18 protein-coding genes are annotated in these 17365 nt (G+C 33.7%); 9 read left to right on the forward strand and 9 right to left on the reverse strand.

Going from position 1 to position 17365, the window contains the following annotated elements:
- Positions 1-75: 75 nt before the first annotated feature.
- A complete protein-coding gene (locus BMX64_RS03260; protein ID WP_091166305.1) occupies positions 76-759 on the forward strand; it encodes a ComF family protein in 684 nt (227 codons plus the stop codon).
- A 308-nt stretch (positions 760-1067) separates the two neighbouring features.
- On the forward strand, positions 1068-1676 hold the full coding sequence (locus BMX64_RS03265; protein ID WP_091166307.1) for a superoxide dismutase: 609 nt from the start codon (positions 1068-1070) through the stop codon (positions 1674-1676).
- A 304-nt stretch (positions 1677-1980) separates the two neighbouring features.
- On the opposite strand, the gene BMX64_RS03270 is transcribed toward BMX64_RS03265, so the two are convergent.
- The 4 genes from BMX64_RS03270 to BMX64_RS03285 all read right to left on the reverse strand — a co-directional run bounded on the left by BMX64_RS03270 (position 1981) and on the right by BMX64_RS03285 (position 6100).
- A complete protein-coding gene (locus tag BMX64_RS03270) occupies positions 1981-3879 on the reverse strand; it encodes an amidophosphoribosyltransferase (RefSeq protein ID WP_091166311.1) in 1899 nt (632 codons plus the stop codon).
- Positions 3880-4006: 127 nt separating this feature from the next.
- The gene (locus BMX64_RS03275; protein ID WP_091166314.1) at positions 4007-4930 is read right to left on the reverse strand and encodes a PfkB family carbohydrate kinase; all 924 of its coding nucleotides are present in this window, start codon (positions 4928-4930) and stop codon (positions 4007-4009) included.
- Between the two features lie 206 nt (positions 4931-5136).
- On the reverse strand, positions 5137-5529 hold the full coding sequence (locus tag BMX64_RS03280) for a hypothetical protein (RefSeq protein WP_091166315.1): 393 nt from the start codon (positions 5527-5529) through the stop codon (positions 5137-5139).
- Entirely contained in the window at positions 5513-6100 is a 588-nt protein-coding gene (locus BMX64_RS03285) for an RNA polymerase sigma factor (RefSeq protein ID WP_091166316.1), read from the reverse strand. The genes BMX64_RS03280 and BMX64_RS03285 overlap by 17 nt, the downstream gene beginning before the upstream one ends.
- 126 nt (positions 6101-6226) lie before the next feature.
- On the opposite strand from BMX64_RS03285, the gene BMX64_RS03290 reads away from it, so the two are divergent.
- Positions 6227-6574, forward strand: coding sequence for a DUF6249 domain-containing protein (locus tag BMX64_RS03290; RefSeq protein WP_091166317.1), 348 nt, complete (start codon positions 6227-6229; stop codon positions 6572-6574).
- A 52-nt stretch (positions 6575-6626) separates the two neighbouring features.
- Here BMX64_RS03290 and rnhA read toward each other — a convergent pair whose 3' ends face one another.
- Positions 6627-7100, reverse strand: coding sequence for a ribonuclease HI (gene rnhA / locus BMX64_RS03295; protein ID WP_091166318.1), 474 nt, complete (start codon positions 7098-7100; stop codon positions 6627-6629).
- 127 nt (positions 7101-7227) lie between these two features.
- On the reverse strand, positions 7228-7791 hold the full coding sequence (gene purN, locus BMX64_RS03300) for a phosphoribosylglycinamide formyltransferase (RefSeq protein WP_091166543.1): 564 nt from the start codon (positions 7789-7791) through the stop codon (positions 7228-7230).
- 176 nt (positions 7792-7967) lie between these two features.
- On the opposite strand from purN, the gene BMX64_RS03305 reads away from it, so the two are divergent.
- From BMX64_RS03305 to BMX64_RS03330, 6 genes are all read left to right on the forward strand, one after another.
- The gene (locus tag BMX64_RS03305) at positions 7968-8204 is read left to right on the forward strand and encodes an acyl carrier protein (protein ID WP_007137004.1); all 237 of its coding nucleotides are present in this window, start codon (positions 7968-7970) and stop codon (positions 8202-8204) included.
- A gap of 175 nt (positions 8205-8379) precedes the next feature.
- Entirely contained in the window at positions 8380-9633 is a 1254-nt protein-coding gene (gene fabF / locus BMX64_RS03310; RefSeq protein ID WP_091166544.1) for a beta-ketoacyl-ACP synthase II, read from the forward strand.
- A gap of 6 nt (positions 9634-9639) precedes the next feature.
- Positions 9640-10380 (forward strand): ribonuclease III, encoded by a 741-nt coding sequence (gene rnc / locus BMX64_RS03315; RefSeq protein WP_091166319.1) that lies wholly within the window; start codon positions 9640-9642, stop codon positions 10378-10380.
- Between the two features lie 113 nt (positions 10381-10493).
- Positions 10494-10982, forward strand: coding sequence for an IPExxxVDY family protein (locus tag BMX64_RS03320; protein ID WP_091166320.1), 489 nt, complete (start codon positions 10494-10496; stop codon positions 10980-10982).
- 5 nt (positions 10983-10987) lie between these two features.
- The gene (pyk, locus tag BMX64_RS03325) at positions 10988-12418 is read left to right on the forward strand and encodes a pyruvate kinase (protein WP_091166321.1); all 1431 of its coding nucleotides are present in this window, start codon (positions 10988-10990) and stop codon (positions 12416-12418) included.
- A gap of 168 nt (positions 12419-12586) precedes the next feature.
- Positions 12587-13360: a Bax inhibitor-1/YccA family protein gene (locus BMX64_RS03330; protein WP_091166322.1), complete on the forward strand. Its 774-nt coding sequence runs from the start codon at positions 12587-12589 to the stop codon at positions 13358-13360.
- A 55-nt stretch (positions 13361-13415) separates the two neighbouring features.
- Here BMX64_RS03330 and BMX64_RS03335 read toward each other — a convergent pair whose 3' ends face one another.
- The 3 genes from BMX64_RS03335 to BMX64_RS03345 form a co-directional block, all read right to left on the reverse strand.
- The gene (locus tag BMX64_RS03335) at positions 13416-13931 is read right to left on the reverse strand and encodes a PAS domain-containing protein (protein ID WP_091166323.1); all 516 of its coding nucleotides are present in this window, start codon (positions 13929-13931) and stop codon (positions 13416-13418) included.
- Between the two features lie 95 nt (positions 13932-14026).
- Positions 14027-15109 carry a DNA polymerase IV gene (dinB, locus tag BMX64_RS03340; RefSeq protein WP_091166324.1) on the reverse strand — a complete coding sequence of 361 codons (1083 nt, stop codon included), beginning with the start codon at positions 15107-15109 and terminating at the stop codon, positions 14027-14029.
- Positions 15110-15161: 52 nt separating this feature from the next.
- A complete protein-coding gene (locus tag BMX64_RS03345; RefSeq protein ID WP_091166325.1) occupies positions 15162-17243 on the reverse strand; it encodes a recombinase in 2082 nt (693 codons plus the stop codon).
- Positions 17244-17365 lie beyond the last annotated feature (122 nt).

Raw genomic sequence — 17365 nt, forward strand, 5'->3', positions numbered from 1 at the left:
TGAACTTAAAAAAAAGAAAATTGTTAAAGATTGAAGCATTGATTTGTCTATTTTTATAAATAAATCCCTGATTACATGTTTGAAAGCATTATTAATCTCTTTTTTCCAAAAGTCTGTTCCGGTTGCAGCTCGTTTTTATTGCCCTATGAAAATGTGATTTGCACGGTTTGCCGACACGATATTCCGCTGACGAATCATCATTTGAATCCAGAGAATGATGCTTTCAAAAAATTTTATGGACGAATTCCTGTAATTCATACTTCGGCCTTGTTTTATTTTCATAAAAAGGGAATTGTCCAAGAACTTATTCATAATTTAAAATACAAAGGACACGAGGAAATAGGTACAATTCTTGGCGAATGGTACGCTGAAGATTTAAAAACGATCGATTTATTACAATCTGTTGATGAAATTATTCCGGTTCCATTGCATCGAAGAAAACTAAAAGAAAGAGGATACAATCAAGTTACTGCTTTTGGAAAAGCACTTTCATCAGGTTTAAATATCGATTATAATGATTCTATTTTGGTTCGAAATGTGTACTCGAAAACACAATCCAAGAAAAATTTATTAGGCAGAACAGAAGGAATCGAAAGCACTTTTGATGTTTCCTTTACTGAAAAAGACCACAACAAACATTTCCTTTTAATAGATGACGTCATCACAACAGGATCAACACTAGAAGCTTGTTCCAGAGCATTACTGAAAATCCCTGGCGCAAAAATCAGCATTGTTTGTATGGCAATGGCGCAATCATAATTTGGTAATTTATATTCTAAAATGGGTATGTAAAACAGAATGGTATTCTAAAGTACAACCGTTTTTTAGCCCTGATTAAAGTGAAAATCCTTTCTAGTTCTGAAATTGTTTCAGGATTCTGAAACAATTTCAGAACTAGAAAGATTGTAGCGGAAAGCAGGAAATAGCTCCTGAAAACAAGTCTGTTACAACTCCAAAGAGCACACTATCAATTAATTTAATGAAATTATAACGAAATAGAATTTCCGTTTCCAAAGTTTAATGTTTAAATTTGAATAAATATTTATAAATCATTAAACAATCATATTATGGCTTTTGAATTACCACAATTACCTTATGCGTATGACGCATTAGAACCTTATATTGATGCGCGCACGATGGAAATTCATCACACGAAACATCACAACGCTTACATTACCAACGTGAATGCTGCAATTGCAGGTACGGATATGGAAGGTAAGACGATTGAAAATATTTTGATTAATCTTGATATGAAAAACATGCCAGTTCGTAACAATGGCGGTGGTTTTTACAATCACAACTTGTTTTGGACGGTTATGACACCAGACGGTGGAGGACTTCCAACAGGAGATTTATTGGATGCAATTGAAGCTTCTTTTGGAACTTTTGAAGAATTCAAAGCAAGTTTCAGCAAAGCTGGAGCAACACAATTTGGTTCAGGATGGGCTTGGCTTTGTGTTCATAAAGGTGGAAAATTAGAAGTTTGCGGTACTCCAAATCAAGACAATCCTTTGATGCCTGGTGTAGGTTGTGGCGGAACTCCAATTTTAGCAATGGATGTTTGGGAACATGCTTACTATTTGCATTATCAAAATAGAAGACCCGATTATATTGAGGCTTTTTTCAATGTAATTAACTGGACGGAAGTGGCTAGAAGATTTGCTTTAGAGAAATAAAAACAGATTCAAGAGGAAAGAATAAAGACTTCAAAAATTACTGTTGTCTTTTTTCTTGTTTCTTTAATCTTAAAATAAAAGGCGCCGATTTCAAAATTTGAAATCGGCGCCTTTTATTTTATCATTTTCTTGACTTTATTCCAATAAAAAAGGTGGAATCTCTTCCACCCTTTTTGCCCCAAATCTACCATAAACTTAACCTACTAATGTTATGGTGAGTCAAAATTATACTAGTTCTTCATTGCCACCAAATAAATTAGATGAACAACTTAGAAAACCGATTAAAAACTCATCTCCTTTAATTCTAGTATGCTCTAGCGTCTTTTCCTTCATAAAAATTCATAAATGCTCGGTTTACCACTCGGTTTCCTCCAGGTGTTGGATAGTCTCCGGTAAAATACCAATCGCCTAAATTTTTAGGACAAGCAACATGTAAATCTTCTACGGTTTGGAAAATAATTTTCACTTCGGCTTTGATCTCCGGAGAACTCAACATTTGTGCGATTTTATCTGAAATCTCTTGTGGTTGAAAAGGTTCGTATATTGCCGTTACGTAATTTACAACTTCACTGTCCTTGAAGTTTTCCTGCGCTTTACATTTTACATATACTTCGTCAACGATATGATACAAGTTTCTTTCTTTAAGTAATTCTAATGCTGCTTTGAAAGCCACTAAACCTTCTAGTTTAGCCATGTCAATTCCGTAACAATCCGGGTAGCGTATTTGTGGTGCAGATGAAACAACAACAATTCGCTTTGGATTCAAACGATCCATCATTTTGATGATACTCATTTTCAAGGTAGTTCCTCGAACAATACTATCGTCAATAATAACTAAATTATCCGTTGGTTTTATAACACCATACGTAACATCATATACGTGCGCTACTAAATCGTCACGACTGCTATCCTCTGTAATAAAGGTTCTTAGTTTCGCATCTTTGATGGCTACTTTTTCAGTACGTATTTTCACCGAAAGCAATTCTTGTAGCGATTCCTTTGTTAAGGTATTTCTATTTTGAAGAATGTAATTATTCTTTCTTTGATTCAAGAAATCTTGCGCTGCTTCAACCAATCCGTAGAAAGAAGTTTCAGCCGTATTTGGAATATAAGAGAAAACCGTATTGTCTGTATCTTGATCAATTGATTTCAAAACTGCCGGAAGAATAAGTCTTCCCAGTGTTTTTCTTTCTTGATATATTTCGGCATCGCTTCCTCTGGAGAAATAAATTCGTTCAAAAGAACAGGCTTTCTTAACCGTTGGCGGAAGAATTTCTTGCATAGAAACCGTTCCGTTTTTCTTGATGATTAATGCGTTTCCTGGTTCAATTTCCTGGACTTTTTCGAAAGAAACATTGAAAACCGTCTGGATTACAGGCCTTTCTGAAGCTACAACAACGATTTCATCATCTTGATAAAAATAAGCGGGACGAATTCCTGCCGGATCTCTAAACACAAATGAATCGCCATGACCTAAAAGTCCTGCCATCGCATAACCGCCATCTAAGTTTTTAGAAGCTCGGGCCAAAATCTTGGCAACATCCAGTTTCTCGGCAATTACCGGCGAAGCTTCTCTTTTTGTTAAGCCATTATTTTTACATTCTTGGTACAAATCAGTTACTTCATCATCCAGAAAATGACCTATTTTTTCCATTACCGTAACCGTATCCGCCATTTCTTTTGGATGCTGACCCAATTCTACTAGACTTTGAAAAAGCTCTTTAACATTCGTCATGTTAAAATTTCCAGCCAAAATCAAATTTCTGTGCATCCAATTGTTCTGACGCAAAAAAGGATGAACACTTTCAATGCTGTTTTTTCCAAAAGTTCCATAACGAACGTGTCCTAAAAACAATTCTCCTAAATAAGGAATCTTCTGTTTTTGTAAAGCAACATTATCCGCATATTCCGGATGAGCAGCCATTTCCTCATTGATTCTGTCATTGATCTGCGCAAAAACATCCTGAATTGGTTGTGCATGATTGGAACGAACACGACTGATGTAACGCTCCCCAGGTTCCACGTCTAATTTAATACTTGCAAAACCAGCACCGTCTTGACCGCGATTGTGCTGCTTTTCCATCAAAAGATACATTTTTTGGATTCCGTAGAATGCCGTTCCGTATTTCTCTTTGTAAAATTCAAGCGGTTTAAGTAATCTAATTAAGGCTATACCACACTCGTGTTTTAAAGCATCGCTCATTGTAAGGTTGTTTGTGTTGTTGTGTTATTCTAAAAATAAATTAAACTGATTTGAAAAAGATAAATCAGATGTAATTCCCTGCTAATTTTATTTAACAAAAAAACCTCGTTTCCGAGGTTTCAGCGCATTATAATTCTATGTCGAATTGTGTCAGTGATTTGAATTGTTGTAATCTGGAAACAACTTCCTCTTTCTCTAAATCAACCATTCTTTCGGTTCCAAATTTCTCCACACAAAAGGAAGCCAAATTAGATCCATGAATAATTCCATTTTTCATGTTTTCGAATGAAATGTTTTCGCTCTGCGTCAAATATCCTGCAAATCCTCCTGCAAAAGTATCTCCTGCTCCAGTTGGATCAAAAACTTCTTCAAGTGGTAAAGCAGGCGCGAAGAAAACTTCTTTATTATGAAAGATAAGTGCTCCGTGTTCTCCTTTTTTAATCACAACATATTTAGGTCCCATGGTGTGAATTTTTGCAGCCGCTTTCACTAAAGAATATTCTCCAGAAAGTTGTCTTGCTTCCTCATCATTGATAGTAATTACATCTACACGTTTTATTACGTCCAATAATTCCGGCAAAGCACAATCCATCCAAAAATTCATAGTATCCAATACTGTCAATTTAGGTTGTGTTTCCATTTGGTCCAAAACACTGCTTTGTACTAATGGATGTAAGTTTCCTAACATTACTATGTCAGCATTTTTATAGTCTTGAGGAACTTTTGGTTGAAAATCAGCCAAAACATTTAATTGAGTATCCAGTGTATCTCTTGAATTCAAGTCATTGTGATAACGACCACTCCAAAAGAAAGTTTTCCCTCCTTTAACCACTTCAAGACCAGAAATATCAATGTTTCTTGAAGTCAATAAATCTAAATATTCTTGTGGAAAATCATCCCCAACTACAGAAACTATAGCCGATTGAACATTAAAAAAAGAAGCGGATAGACCGATATAAGTTGCTGCGCCACCTAAAATTTTGTCCGTTTTTCCAAATGGAGTTTCAATTGCGTCGAAAGCTACTGTTCCAACAATCAATAATTTATTCATTATATACGTTTCGAATTAAGGCGCAAAGATAGTTTATAAGTTGTAAAGTTGCAAAGAGTCTAAAGCGTAAAGTTTTGCCAATTTATTAATTTGATTTTCATGTAATTAAGTATGTGTTTTGGACTTTTGGCTACTTTGATTAGACCAAAAACATTTTATCGTCGAACGATTAGAAACTCACCATAAAAAATTGTAAAAAAATTTTTTTACAATTGATACTTCTTGTCATAATAATTTTTCAACAATGGTATTTGTACCAAAATCATTAAAGGAACAATTAAAATCGCATAAATTGTGTTTATTGAAAAATGGAACTCTGAAAATATGTTTGAAATATTTACAACATAAGAATGACCTATTTCCGAATTATATGACTCATTCCCAAAGGATGCATAGAGAATCAAAGAAATTAAACTCCCTATAATGACAATCCAAATAGTTTTAGAAATCAAAGGTGTATAATGTTGAATTTTAATTTTTTCGACAACTAAAATTTGAGACATTACTTTTGAAGTAAAGTCAATTGACGGCGACTCCAAATTGCTCTCCGCCATTATATCACCTATAAGTTTTTTAATGTTTTTATCGCTCTCTTTCATAATAATCCAATATTTCCGGTTCCAATTGCTTTTTTAAAATTACTGCTAATTTTTTTCTACTTCTAAATAACTTTACTTTGACGTTATTGGAATTAATATCCATAATCTTTGCAATCTCATCTAAATTCTGATTGTCAAAATAATACAACGTTAATAAAAAATTCTCTTCCCTCGACAATAAATTCAGGCAATTCTGAATTGTTTGTTTTCGTTCTTTCTCTTCCAAAGCACTAAAAGCGTTATCCAGATTTTTAACTAAATGATCTGAAAATTCGTCAATTAAAATAGTATTCTCTTCCTTTTTATTCTTTTTCAAACGATCTAAACAAGTATTATAAGCAATTTTATAGACCCATGTCGAAAATTTAGAATCTCCTTTAAACTTATTTAAAGAATTGTAAATTTTGATAAATGTATCCTGAGAAACCTCTTCAGCTTCTTCTCTGTTTTTAATCATCCTTAAAGCCAAAGTAAAAATCATTTCCTTATAACGATCAACCAGTACGCTAAACACATTTGTGTCCCCTTGTATAATTTGATTGATATAATGTTGATCACTTAACTTATCCATATACTAGTAAGACGACAATCACTTTATTAAGGTTACAAATAATTTATTATATTTTTTTGATAGATCTGTAACCTAAATCAAATCTGTTTCGTCATATGGAATATCAATCATTTAAATTATGTAATTATGGGTCCAGAAATTTTAATCCCTTTGAGTTTTTTCCTTATGATCTTTGGAATTGTTTATCTTGTTTACTCTACAAGAAACCGAGAGCGCTTAGCTCTTATTGAAAAAGGCGTAGATGCCAGTATTTTTTCGCAAGGAAAAGACAAAGGCGTTCCTATGTGGAAAGTTTTTATTCTAAATCTAGCTTTTTTATTAATAGGAAGTGGAGTTGGAATTTTTATTGCTTTGCTAATTACAACTTACACCGGGTTGAATGATGGTGCTGTTTATCCATCGATTATTATCACAATGGCAGGAATTGGTTTACTTGCTGGATTTAACAAGGCTAAAGAATTAGACAAAGAATAAATAATTCTTTTATTAACGTATCAAAAAATATTTTGATACGTTAATGCTTTTTTTATTTCGAATCAATTGATTCATAGAAAGCATCGACAGAAAGTTGCTTTTGCATCGAAGCCATAACGGCTAATTCATCGCACCTTTCGTTTTGAACATGATTGTTATGCCCTTTGATCCATTTGAAATCGACTTTGTGTTTTCTATAAACAACCAGAAAACGTTTCCATAAGTCGGAATTTTTCCGATCTACGAATCCTTTTTTTTCCCAGCCTAAAACCCATTTTTTAACCACCGAATCAACCACATATTTAGAATCAGAAACAACTAAAACTCTAGTGTTCGGATTTTTCAACTTTTCAAGTCCCACAATAACGGCCAGTAACTCCATTCTATTATTGGTCGTTCGACGAAAACCTTCATAGAATTCTTTTTTATACGGTTTCCCTACCCATTCCATGACTACTCCGTAACCGCCATTTCCGGGATTACCCTTGGCTGCGCCATCAGTATATATATGTACGTCGTGTTCCATTTTAGACTTCTTAGATTTTTGGATGTATAGATTGGTTAGAAAGATAAATTATAATTGATTTAGATCTTTCCCAAATTTTAAGGATTGAACATGTTTTAGTTTTATGTCCCACAGAAAAGTCTAAAAATCAATTTGCCAACAATTTCTCTATCACTTCCGGAAAATATTTTTGTTCTAATTCATGTATTTTTGCAGCCACTTCTTCCGGAGTTTCATCACCCGTTAGAATAACACTTTGTTGAAAAATAATGTTTCCTTCATCGTAATTTTCATTTACATAATGAATCGTAATTCCGGTTTCTTTCTCTTTATTATCCACAATTGCTTTGTGAATATTCATCCCATACATTCCTTTTCCACCATACTTAGGCAACAATGCCGGATGAATATTTATGATCTTATTTGGATAGGCGGCGATGATATTTTCGGGGAATTTTAATAAAAATCCGGCCAAAACAATCCAATCAGGTTGGATATTGTTTATTGTTTGTAATACTTCACCTTCAATTAACTCTGCTTTTGAGAAAATTTCTGTTGCTACACCATAGTTTTTTGCTCTATCAATCACTTGGGCACTTGGGTTGTTTGTAAACACCGCCGCAACAGTTCCAATTTTAGTTTTCACAAAATACTTTATGATGTTTTCAGCATTAGTACCCGATCCAGAAGCAAAAATCACTATTTTTTTCATAATTCTAACAATTTTTAATTGCACAAAAAAAGGAATAAAAAACGAAATTAAATAACATTCAGAAGCCTTTGTCAAATTTATTTTATAAATTCGTTCTCACATTTATTAACTAAATAGTTGTTTTAAAATAAAGTTTTTTATTTTTGCCAACAAATTAAATTCTAAAATTAAAGATTATGTCAGACATTGCATCAAGAGTAAAAGCGATTATCGTAGACAAATTAGGTGTTGACGAAAACGAAGTTGTAACAGAAGCAAGCTTCACTAATGATTTAGGAGCTGACTCATTAGACACTGTTGAGCTTATTATGGAATTCGAAAAAGAATTTGACATTCAAATTCCAGACGATCAAGCAGAAAACATCGCTACTGTAGGTCAAGCAATCTCTTATATCGAGGAAGCTAAAAAATAATAAAGTACACACCCGTCTGCAATCTTGTAAACGGGTGTTATTATTTTTTTAAATTAAATTCAAGATTGAATTTCAATCAAAATATATTTATTGTAATACCCATGGCTCTTTTGTAATACTACAGTAAAGAAAGCGTGGGTTTTATTTGTTTAAAGATAACAAAAATAAAGAATTTATGGTATTAAGACGAGTTGTTGTAACAGGTTTAGGCGCTCTTACACCTATTGGAAATAACATTGAAGAATATTGGAACGGACTTATTAACGGCGTTAGTGGTGCTGCTCCAATTACCTATTTTGATGCTTCAAAATTTAAGACTCAATTTGCATGCGAATTGAAAAAATTTAATGCTGAAGATTTCTTAGACAGGAAAGAAGCTAGAAAAATGGACCGCTATGCACAATATGCAATGGTTTCATCTGATGAAGCCGTGCTTGATGCTGGTTTTAATTTCGAAAAATTAGACAAAGACAGAGTGGGTGTCATTTGGGGTTCAGGGATTGGCGGATTAGAAACGTTTCAAATTGAAATGTTGAACTTTGCAGCCGGGGATGGCACACCAAAATTCAATCCTTTCTTTATACCAAAAATGATTTCGGATATTGCCGGTGGTCATATTTCTATAAAATACGGATTCAGAGGTCCAAACTTTACCACTGTATCTGCTTGTGCTTCTTCTACAAATGCTATTATAGACGCTTTCAACTATATAAGATTAGGTCATGCTGATGCTATGGTAACCGGTGGCTCTGAAGCTGCAGTAACAATAGCCGGAATGGGAGGTTTTAATGCCATGCATGCTTTATCAACCAGAAACGATGATCCTAAAACTGCTTCAAGACCAATGGATAAAGACAGAGATGGGTTTATTTTAGGTGAAGGAGCTGGTGCATTAGTACTAGAAGAGTACGAACACGCTATAGCCCGTGGAGCAAAAATTTATTGCGAAATTGGCGGTGGCGGAATGTCAGCTGATGCATATCACATTACCGCACCGCATCCTGAAGGATTAGGCGCTAAAAATGTAATGTTAAACTGTTTGAGAGATGCTGGTTTACAGGCAACTGATGTTGATGGTGTAAATATGCACGGAACTTCAACACCACTTGGTGACTTGGCAGAATCTAAGGCAATTTTACATGTTTTTGGTGAACACGCGTACACGATGAACTTAAATTCGACTAAATCCATGACCGGCCATTTACTTGGAGCAGCAGGAGCAGTTGAAACAATTTCTTCGATTCTTTCCTTGAAACATGGAATAGTACCTCCTACAATCAATCATTTTACAGATGATGAAAACATTGATTCTAAACTGAACTTTACATTTAATAAAGCTCAGAAAAGAGACATGAATGTTGTTATGAGTAATACTTTCGGTTTTGGAGGTCACAATGCTTGTGTATTAGTAAAAAAATTAGAAATCTAATTATATATGCGTATAATCAGAAAAATATTTTCAAAATCCCGTTCTCCAGAAGACGGGATTTTTTTTGATTCTATTCAGAAAATTTTAGGGTTTGCTCCCGTAAATCTTGATTTCTATAAAAAAGCGTTTACCCATCGCTCCTCTAATCGTCTAGATATCTTAGGAAATCCAATCAATTACGAACGATTAGAATTTCTGGGTGATGCTATGCTAAGTGCTGTAATTGCTGCCCATTTATTCAACAAAGCTCCAGCTGGCGATGAGGGTTATTTAACCAAAATGCGTTCCAAAATTGTAAGCCGAGAACACTTGAATGAATTAGGTAAAGACCTAAACTTAGTACAATATATAGAAAGCAAAGTGCCACTTCAGCATTTTGGCGAAAATATTCATGGTAATATTTTTGAATCATTAGTCGGAGCAATCTACCTAGATCGTGGTTACGTTTATTGTGAAAAATTCATTCAAAAAAGAGTCATAATTCCATACGTAGATATTGCAAGGCTAGAAGGTAAAGTAATCAGCTACAAAAGCTTGGTCATTGAATGGTGTCAAAAAGAAAAGAAAATATTTAATTATGATATTTTTGAAGACAATGCCATTGACGGTCAACGTTTGTTTGGTGTAAAACTCAGCATTGATGATAAAGTAATTGCAAAAGCCAGAGCAACTTCTAAAAAGAAAGCCGAAGAAAAAGCATCCCAACGCGCTTATTTTGCATTTCAAGAAAAAATGGACAGAAAATAATATCCATTTTCAAAAACTATAACGTTATCGTTCATAAATTCACAAAAACATCCCATTTTAGGAGGTAGATACTTCAATAGAAGTACTATATTTACAACTTATTTTTTCATGAAATGGCTATTCATAAATTGGATCTTGGCGAATTTGACGAAATAGATTATTATCTCATTGCTATTCATACTTCATTAGAAGACTATCGATTGGCATTTTTTATTAATCAAATACTGCCTATAAATTTAAGTAAAAGCAAGAGCGAAATTCAAATTAATATAAAAGAAGGAGAAACAAATTTTTCCAGATTTTATTACAATGACGAAGAAAGCGCTATTACCTGGAATTTGATCCAAAATAAAAATGAAGTAATCCAATACAAAAAGGGAAATACTCAAAACTTATTTTCAAATGTAACAATGGAAGTTTCAACAAAAGTTTTTTTGCTTCCTGAATTTAAAAAAGCAGATTATTTTCTGAAAATAGAAAATAACGACGATGCAATGAATGTATCAAAAATACAAATCCTATTAAATACCATAGATAGTGTATCAACTGTTTATATAGTGGATACAAATAAAATAAAATCAAAAAACAATTTAATTTTTTAATACAAATGCTTACAAACAAAAAAACTAAAATTGTAGCCACACTTGGGCCAGCTTGCAGTACTAGAGAAATCATAAAAGATATGATTGAAGCAGGTGTAAATGTGTTTAGAGTGAATTTTTCGCATGCTGACTACAATGATGTAAAAGAAAAGATAAACCTTATACGAGGTCTTAATGAAGAGTTTGGCTACACAACTGCAATCCTTGGTGATTTACAAGGTCCAAAACTTCGTGTAGGAGTAATGGAAGAAGGTGTTGTAGTGCGTGATGGTGATTTAATTACATTTACTACTGCCGAAGAAGTTCTTGGAACGGCTAAAAAAGTATTCATGAAATACAAAGAGTTCCCGAACGACGTTAATCCAGGAGAAAGAATTCTACTAGATGATGGAAAGCTTATTTTCGAAATCGTGGAGACTGATAAGAAAACCGAAGTTATTGCAAGAGTAATTCAAGGTGGGGAATTAAAATCTAAAAAAGGGGTTAATTTACCAAATACAAAAATATCGCTTCCCGCAATGACCGAGAAAGATATTGCAGATGCCATATTTGCTATTAGCCAAAATGTAGACTGGATTGCACTGTCATTTGTAAAAACACCGCAAGACTTACAAGACTTACAGGAATTAATCGCAAAACATTCGGATTATAAGATTCCAATTATTGCAAAAATAGAAATGCCGGAAGCATTAGAAAATATCGACAAGATTGTTGCCTACTGTGATGGATTAATGGTTGCCCGAGGAGACTTAGGAGTAGAACTTCCAGCACATGAAGTTCCTCTTGTTCAAAAAGAATTGATTCGTAAAGCAAAAACAGCTCGAATTCCTGTAATTGTTGCTACTCAGATGATGGAAACAATGATTACAAGCCTTACACCAACCCGTGCTGAGGTAAATGACGTAGCAAACTCTGTCATGGATGGCGCAGATGCAGTAATGCTTTCTGGAGAAACGGCTACCGGAAATTATCCAGTTCAGGTAATTCAAAAAATGACTCAAATCATTGAGGCAGTAGAAGATTCTCCGCTGATTCAGGTTCCGCAAAATACACCACAGATAAAAACAAAACGTTTTATCACAAAAACCATTTGTCACCACGCAGCAAGCATGGCCAATGTAATCAAAGCAAAAGCAATTTGTACGTTGACAAATAGTGGTTATACAGCTTTTCAAATATCTGCTTGGAGACCAAATGCACATATTTTGGTATTTACCTCAAATAAAAGAATCCTTACACAACTTAATTTATTATGGGGTGTAAAATCTTTCTTCTATGAAAAAACAGTAAGTACTGATGATACGGTAACGGACATCAACGAAATCGTAAAACAAAAAGGTTTTGTACAAAAAGGTGACTTTCTTATCAATTTAGCAGCAATGCCAATTAAGGATAAAGGAATGGTCAACACCTTGAGAGTTTCTGAAATAGAATAATAAAAACTATTTAAAGACTATTAAAAATCCGTCTCGTTAGGAAAATGAGACGGATTTTTTTGTTTCTAAAGAACATGATTTATCTTTACTTCAAAAAAAATTAAGAATATTTAAACATGCCGTTACAAAATTAAATTTATATTTGAACAACAAATAACCCTACAAACTATGAGTTTCAATTCTAAAAATCCATTTTTAAATAATAAAACTTTTTCGTCAACAGCAGTTTCAAAAAAAGATGAAGTGCATCAAGCTACCTTCATTGATTATAATGACGAGATGACTTTGTCCGGCACTATCAATAAAAGTTTAATCTTATTTTTACTTCTTACCGCTTCTGCAACTGTAATCTGGTGGTTGACTTTTAACGGAATGAATCCTTTGGTTCCTGCTATTGGCGGTGCTATTGTTGGATTAGTTTTAGTACTTATCTCAGCTTTCAAACCACAATATTCTCCTTATCTGGCTCCTGGATATGCGTTGTTTGAAGGATTATTTATTGGTGGAATTTCGGCAATATTTGAAGCAATGTATCCTGGAATCGTAATGCAGGCGGTAGGTGCAACTTTTGTGACTTTTATGGTTTGTCTGGGATTGTATAAATATAAAATTGTAAAAGTAACCGAACAATTCAAATCGGTAGTTGTAGCTGCCACATTGGCCATTGCAACGTATTATCTTATATCTTGGGTGTTCTCCCTGTTTACCAGTTTTGTTCCTGTACATTATGGCAGTTCAATGATGAGCATTGGCATCAGTGTTTTTGTGATTGTAATTGCCGCTTTAAATCTGTTTTTAGATTTTGATCGCATTGAAAAAGGAGCCGAACAAAAAATGCCAAAATACATGGAATGGTATGGCGCCATGGGATTGATGATTACACTAGTTTGGCTCTATATTGAATTTTTAAGATTGCTTTCTAAATTGAACAGTAAAAACTAATTCCATAACTTCATATAAAAGAGAAAACCTTTCCATTCTGGAAAGGTTTTCTCTTTTATGCGGCTTTTTCAAAAGCGATATAATGACTTAACTTCCCTTTTATATTGAAAACAGGAAACGCTTTTATCAAACAAGCATAAACTTCTCCATTCTTTTTATAATTCATCACTATTTTTTCAAAAGGTTGCTGGTCTATTATTGCCTTACGAATTTCATTTGAAGTAATCTGGTTAGTTGCCTCTCCTTGAAACATTTTTGGACTTTTACCTAAAACTTCCGCTTCTACATACCCATTCATTTTCTCGATGTTGTGTGATGCAAAAAGAATCTTCAATTTAGTATCCGTCACAATTATCACTTCTTCTTTAAGACTGTTTTTTAAATCCCAGTTGTTCTGAATCCATTTATTTTGGGAAGCAATTGAATTTAATTTGTTTAAATCCAAAAAAAAATTCTTTACTGCTGCCAAAAAATCACTGTGAAAATCCCAACAATAAACGGGAGCTTTCTTTATATTTAAACCATTGTGATACATCGCAATAGCATCTTCATATTGTCTGAAATTATTCATAGTAGATCAATTTAAGATTCAAATGTAATTTTATTTACAAAGATAAAATAACAATTTCCTGACTTTAACCATTGTTGAATGCATTAAAAACCCAATTAGAAATCAAATTTTAACTGTACGACAACAAACTTCTTCTCCTCCGTGTTTAAATTACTTAAGGAAATCCCAAGCAATCGGACGGAATCTTTCATTCGTTCCTGATACAATAGTTCTTTTACGACTTCAATTATTAAAGCTTTATCAGATATAAAATAAGGCAATGTTTTACTGCGGGTTTGCTGTGAAAAATCACTATATTTTATTTTTAAAGTGACTGTTTTCCCCGCGACATTATATCTTTTTAATCTTTTCTCCAATGCAGCCGCAATGAGTTCCAATTTCTCTATCATAAAAATTTCAGAAGAAAGATTGACATCAAAAGTATGTTCTGCAGCAACTGATTTTGTAATTCGATCAGATTTCACTTCACTATTATGAATACCGCGGACGACATGATAATAAAAATTCCCTGACTTCCCGAAATGTTTCTCCAGAAACTCCAACGATTTGTTTTTTAATTCAAGACCGGTAAAAATTCCAAGTTGGTACATTTTTTCAGTAGTTACTTTACCAACACCATGAAATTTCCGAATGGGCAGCTCTTCCAAAAACGAAATAACATCATCTGGATTCACCGTTTTTTGGCCATTTGGTTTATTGTAATCGCTGGCAATTTTGGCTACAAACTTATTGACTGATATTCCTGCAGAAGCGGTCAAACCAACTTCGTTGAATATGCGCTGTCTTATTTCCTGAGCCAATACTGTAGCGCTTGGATTTCCTTTTTTATTTATGGTTACATCTAAATAGGCCTCATCAAGTGATAATGGCTCCACCAAATCCGTATACTCCCTAAAAATTTTTTGAATTTTATTTGAAATTTCTTTATACCGGTCAAATCGTGGTTTGACGAAAATAAGTTCTGGGCAATTTTTTTTTGCCATAACTCCGCTTATAGCACTCCTCACTCCAAATTTCCTCGCCTCATAACTTGCCGCTGCCACTACACCTCGATTTTCTGAGCCACCTACCGCAATGGGCTTTCCACGCAACAATGGATTGTCCATTTGCTCTACAGATGCATAAAAAGCATCCATGTCAACGTGTATGATTTTCCTATTTGGAATTAATTCTTGCATCTTAAACGAATTGAATACCCGTTCCTATTCTGAATGGTTTACTATCCTCCAATTATTTTGAATCCTCAACGTTTAAATAATTTTCGACCACAACAGATTTGCCTTTTTTTTCTGTTGGAAAAAAGAAACTTATGGGACTTGATTTGAAATGATTCCAAATGGAAACTGTAACAAAACGCAATTCAAATAATGAAATTGCTCTTGATCGAAAGGCTAGTCCCATTGAAAGACTAAAACTTACCATAAAGTTAACCAATCCTATAATCCCTATTCCAAAAATGCCCCAGAATAACATGGCATTATTCACTTCATAATTTGCCCCATATAAGGCCAAAGCTAGATTTCCACTACCAAAAGTGATGTGTCGAATATCAAGGTTTAATCCTAAAAACAACCCAATAGATGCCGTACTACCCATAAATATTCCAAACCAAAAATTTGAAATAATACCAGCCCATCTTTTTTCATATAGTTTCGCCAGTTTCAACGTTTTTGTTTTTCCTAAATTCCTTTTCAGGAAAGGGTGTTCTGTAATCCTAAAATAAACCTGATTGTGCTTATCCCTATTAGCAACACTTCCAGTAATAATTCCGGATAAAAATAGAAACACTCCTGCAATAGCCGCGTGAAAAATTGCTAAGGAATGAATCGGACTTAAATCAATCAGTAAAGATTCCCATTTAGTTGCGGCAATATTATAATGCAAAAAATGGTCAATCAGCCAGATTCCAAGTAATGAAACCGGAAAAGCCATAATCACGTTCCCCACAAAGGCAATAAACTGTGAGCGGAAAACACGTGCAAAAAGAATGGCAAAAGCTTTATACTTTTCAGTATCTCTACCTTGTTTCAACACGCCTTCTTCCAAAGCTTTAATCAAAGCAGAAGCTGTCATTGCGGGTTGTTTTGTTGCCAAAGTAAAACCCAAAAGATAAATTGCAATGAAACCAATAGCATAATTCATACTGTAAAGAAAAGCATGACCAAAAAAACTGGTGTCTGCCTTAGAAAGCAAAACCTTAATAATACACAAAATACCTACAATAAAACCTCCTCCTAATGCAGTTTTGAACATTTTAAAATACTCATTGCGGCTTTCTGTGATATAATGTTCTCCTGTTTTAGCCGTATGCTGCGTTATTTCATACGAAATCAATTGCGTGCTTTCTGCTATAAATTTTCGAACATTATTTTTATAACAATTGAACTTTATCAATCGTGACGCCAATATAATTCCGTTATTTTTTTTATCTTTTTCTTTGTCAACGATCAGTAACGAAATTAAAAATTTCAACCGTTCTAATTGCTGTCTAATTTTCAATAAATTTTGGTTTACCCGGAGTGAAATTCCGTATTTCGAACTGTTGTGAAATGCTTTCTCCACAAATTCTTCGCATTGCTTGTGCAAAACCAACAATTGTGCATACGATAAATCATCCGTTGTAATATAATGACTGTCCGAACTTCTAATCCTGTCTTCAATCAGAAAAAATTCTTTTTCAAAAGCTGAAAAAGGACTCTCAAGATCGTCAAATTCCGGCACCATTTTGATCACATCCGTTTCCATGGCGCGACCGCTGATCCGTTGGGTAATCAAATGCATGGCAACTAATAATTCAGATAAAGCCGAATTAGGTTCCGTACTGTCATAAATGGACTTAAATTTCAAAAGATCATATAATTCAGCCAATTGATTTAATGGAATTCTGTTAATCCAAATCCCGTCATTGGCCAGATAAAAAACCTGATTGAGAATGTATTCTAAAGTATCTTTTTGGGGCTGATACGGTAAAAACTTAGCGAAAATTCTTTTTTTAACTTCAAAAATAAAATCTACATCCTGCAGAATTGCTGCATCAGAAAGAATTTTATTGAACTTCTTTTCTTTTAAAATTTCTTTGAGATAAATGGAAAGTTGTTTCCGGCACGAATAATTTTCTTTCAAAAAAGTAATGATTTCTTGTAAATCTACCGTTTGTACGTTTTTGATTTTCAAAGGTCGAATCAACCTAATTAATTCTACTAAAGGCTCTAAGGTATCATTTGTTTCACGCCAAGATTGTGCTTCACCAAAAAACTCAGTTAAAAGTCCAGCTATTGTAGGCTTAGAGGTTGCTTTGAAAAATGCCTTCATTATTTACGTTCAATTTTTGTAAAAATACAAATCGGGAAACAAATTACTATAACTTATTCATTAAATTATGGTATCCAAAAGCTAAAAATGATAGCGACATCATATTCTGGTTTTCCAATCGT

The organism is Flavobacterium sinopsychrotolerans (assembly GCF_900110375.1).
GTDB lineage: Bacteria > Bacteroidota > Bacteroidia > Flavobacteriales > Flavobacteriaceae > Flavobacterium > Flavobacterium sinopsychrotolerans.

What these genes read in the sequence shown, in the direction of transcription:
- BMX64_RS03260 (WP_091166305.1), top strand. Translation starts at nt 76, where the DNA reads ATGTTTGAAAGCATTATTAATCTCTTTTTTCCAAAAGTCTGTTCCGGT.
- BMX64_RS03265 (WP_091166307.1), top strand. Translation starts at nt 1,068, where the DNA reads ATGGCTTTTGAATTACCACAATTACCTTATGCGTATGACGCATTAGAA.
- BMX64_RS03270 (WP_091166311.1), bottom strand. Translation starts at nt 3,879, where the DNA reads ATGAGCGATGCTTTAAAACACGAGTGTGGTATAGCCTTAATTAGATTA.
- BMX64_RS03275 (WP_091166314.1), bottom strand. Translation starts at nt 4,930, where the DNA reads ATGAATAAATTATTGATTGTTGGAACAGTAGCTTTCGACGCAATTGAA.
- BMX64_RS03280 (WP_091166315.1), bottom strand. Translation starts at nt 5,529, where the DNA reads ATGAAAGAGAGCGATAAAAACATTAAAAAACTTATAGGTGATATAATG.
- BMX64_RS03285 (WP_091166316.1), bottom strand. Translation starts at nt 6,100, where the DNA reads ATGGATAAGTTAAGTGATCAACATTATATCAATCAAATTATACAAGGG.
- BMX64_RS03290 (WP_091166317.1), top strand. Translation starts at nt 6,227, where the DNA reads ATGGGTCCAGAAATTTTAATCCCTTTGAGTTTTTTCCTTATGATCTTT.
- rnhA (WP_091166318.1), bottom strand. Translation starts at nt 7,100, where the DNA reads ATGGAACACGACGTACATATATATACTGATGGCGCAGCCAAGGGTAAT.
- purN (WP_091166543.1), bottom strand. Translation starts at nt 7,791, where the DNA reads ATGAAAAAAATAGTGATTTTTGCTTCTGGATCGGGTACTAATGCTGAA.
- BMX64_RS03305 (WP_007137004.1), top strand. Translation starts at nt 7,968, where the DNA reads ATGTCAGACATTGCATCAAGAGTAAAAGCGATTATCGTAGACAAATTA.
- fabF (WP_091166544.1), top strand. Translation starts at nt 8,380, where the DNA reads ATGGTATTAAGACGAGTTGTTGTAACAGGTTTAGGCGCTCTTACACCT.
- rnc (WP_091166319.1), top strand. Translation starts at nt 9,640, where the DNA reads ATGCGTATAATCAGAAAAATATTTTCAAAATCCCGTTCTCCAGAAGAC.
- BMX64_RS03320 (WP_091166320.1), top strand. Translation starts at nt 10,494, where the DNA reads ATGGCTATTCATAAATTGGATCTTGGCGAATTTGACGAAATAGATTAT.
- pyk (WP_091166321.1), top strand. Translation starts at nt 10,988, where the DNA reads ATGCTTACAAACAAAAAAACTAAAATTGTAGCCACACTTGGGCCAGCT.
- BMX64_RS03330 (WP_091166322.1), top strand. Translation starts at nt 12,587, where the DNA reads ATGAGTTTCAATTCTAAAAATCCATTTTTAAATAATAAAACTTTTTCG.
- BMX64_RS03335 (WP_091166323.1), bottom strand. Translation starts at nt 13,931, where the DNA reads ATGAATAATTTCAGACAATATGAAGATGCTATTGCGATGTATCACAAT.
- dinB (WP_091166324.1), bottom strand. Translation starts at nt 15,109, where the DNA reads ATGCAAGAATTAATTCCAAATAGGAAAATCATACACGTTGACATGGAT.
- BMX64_RS03345 (WP_091166325.1), bottom strand. Translation starts at nt 17,243, where the DNA reads ATGAAGGCATTTTTCAAAGCAACCTCTAAGCCTACAATAGCTGGACTT.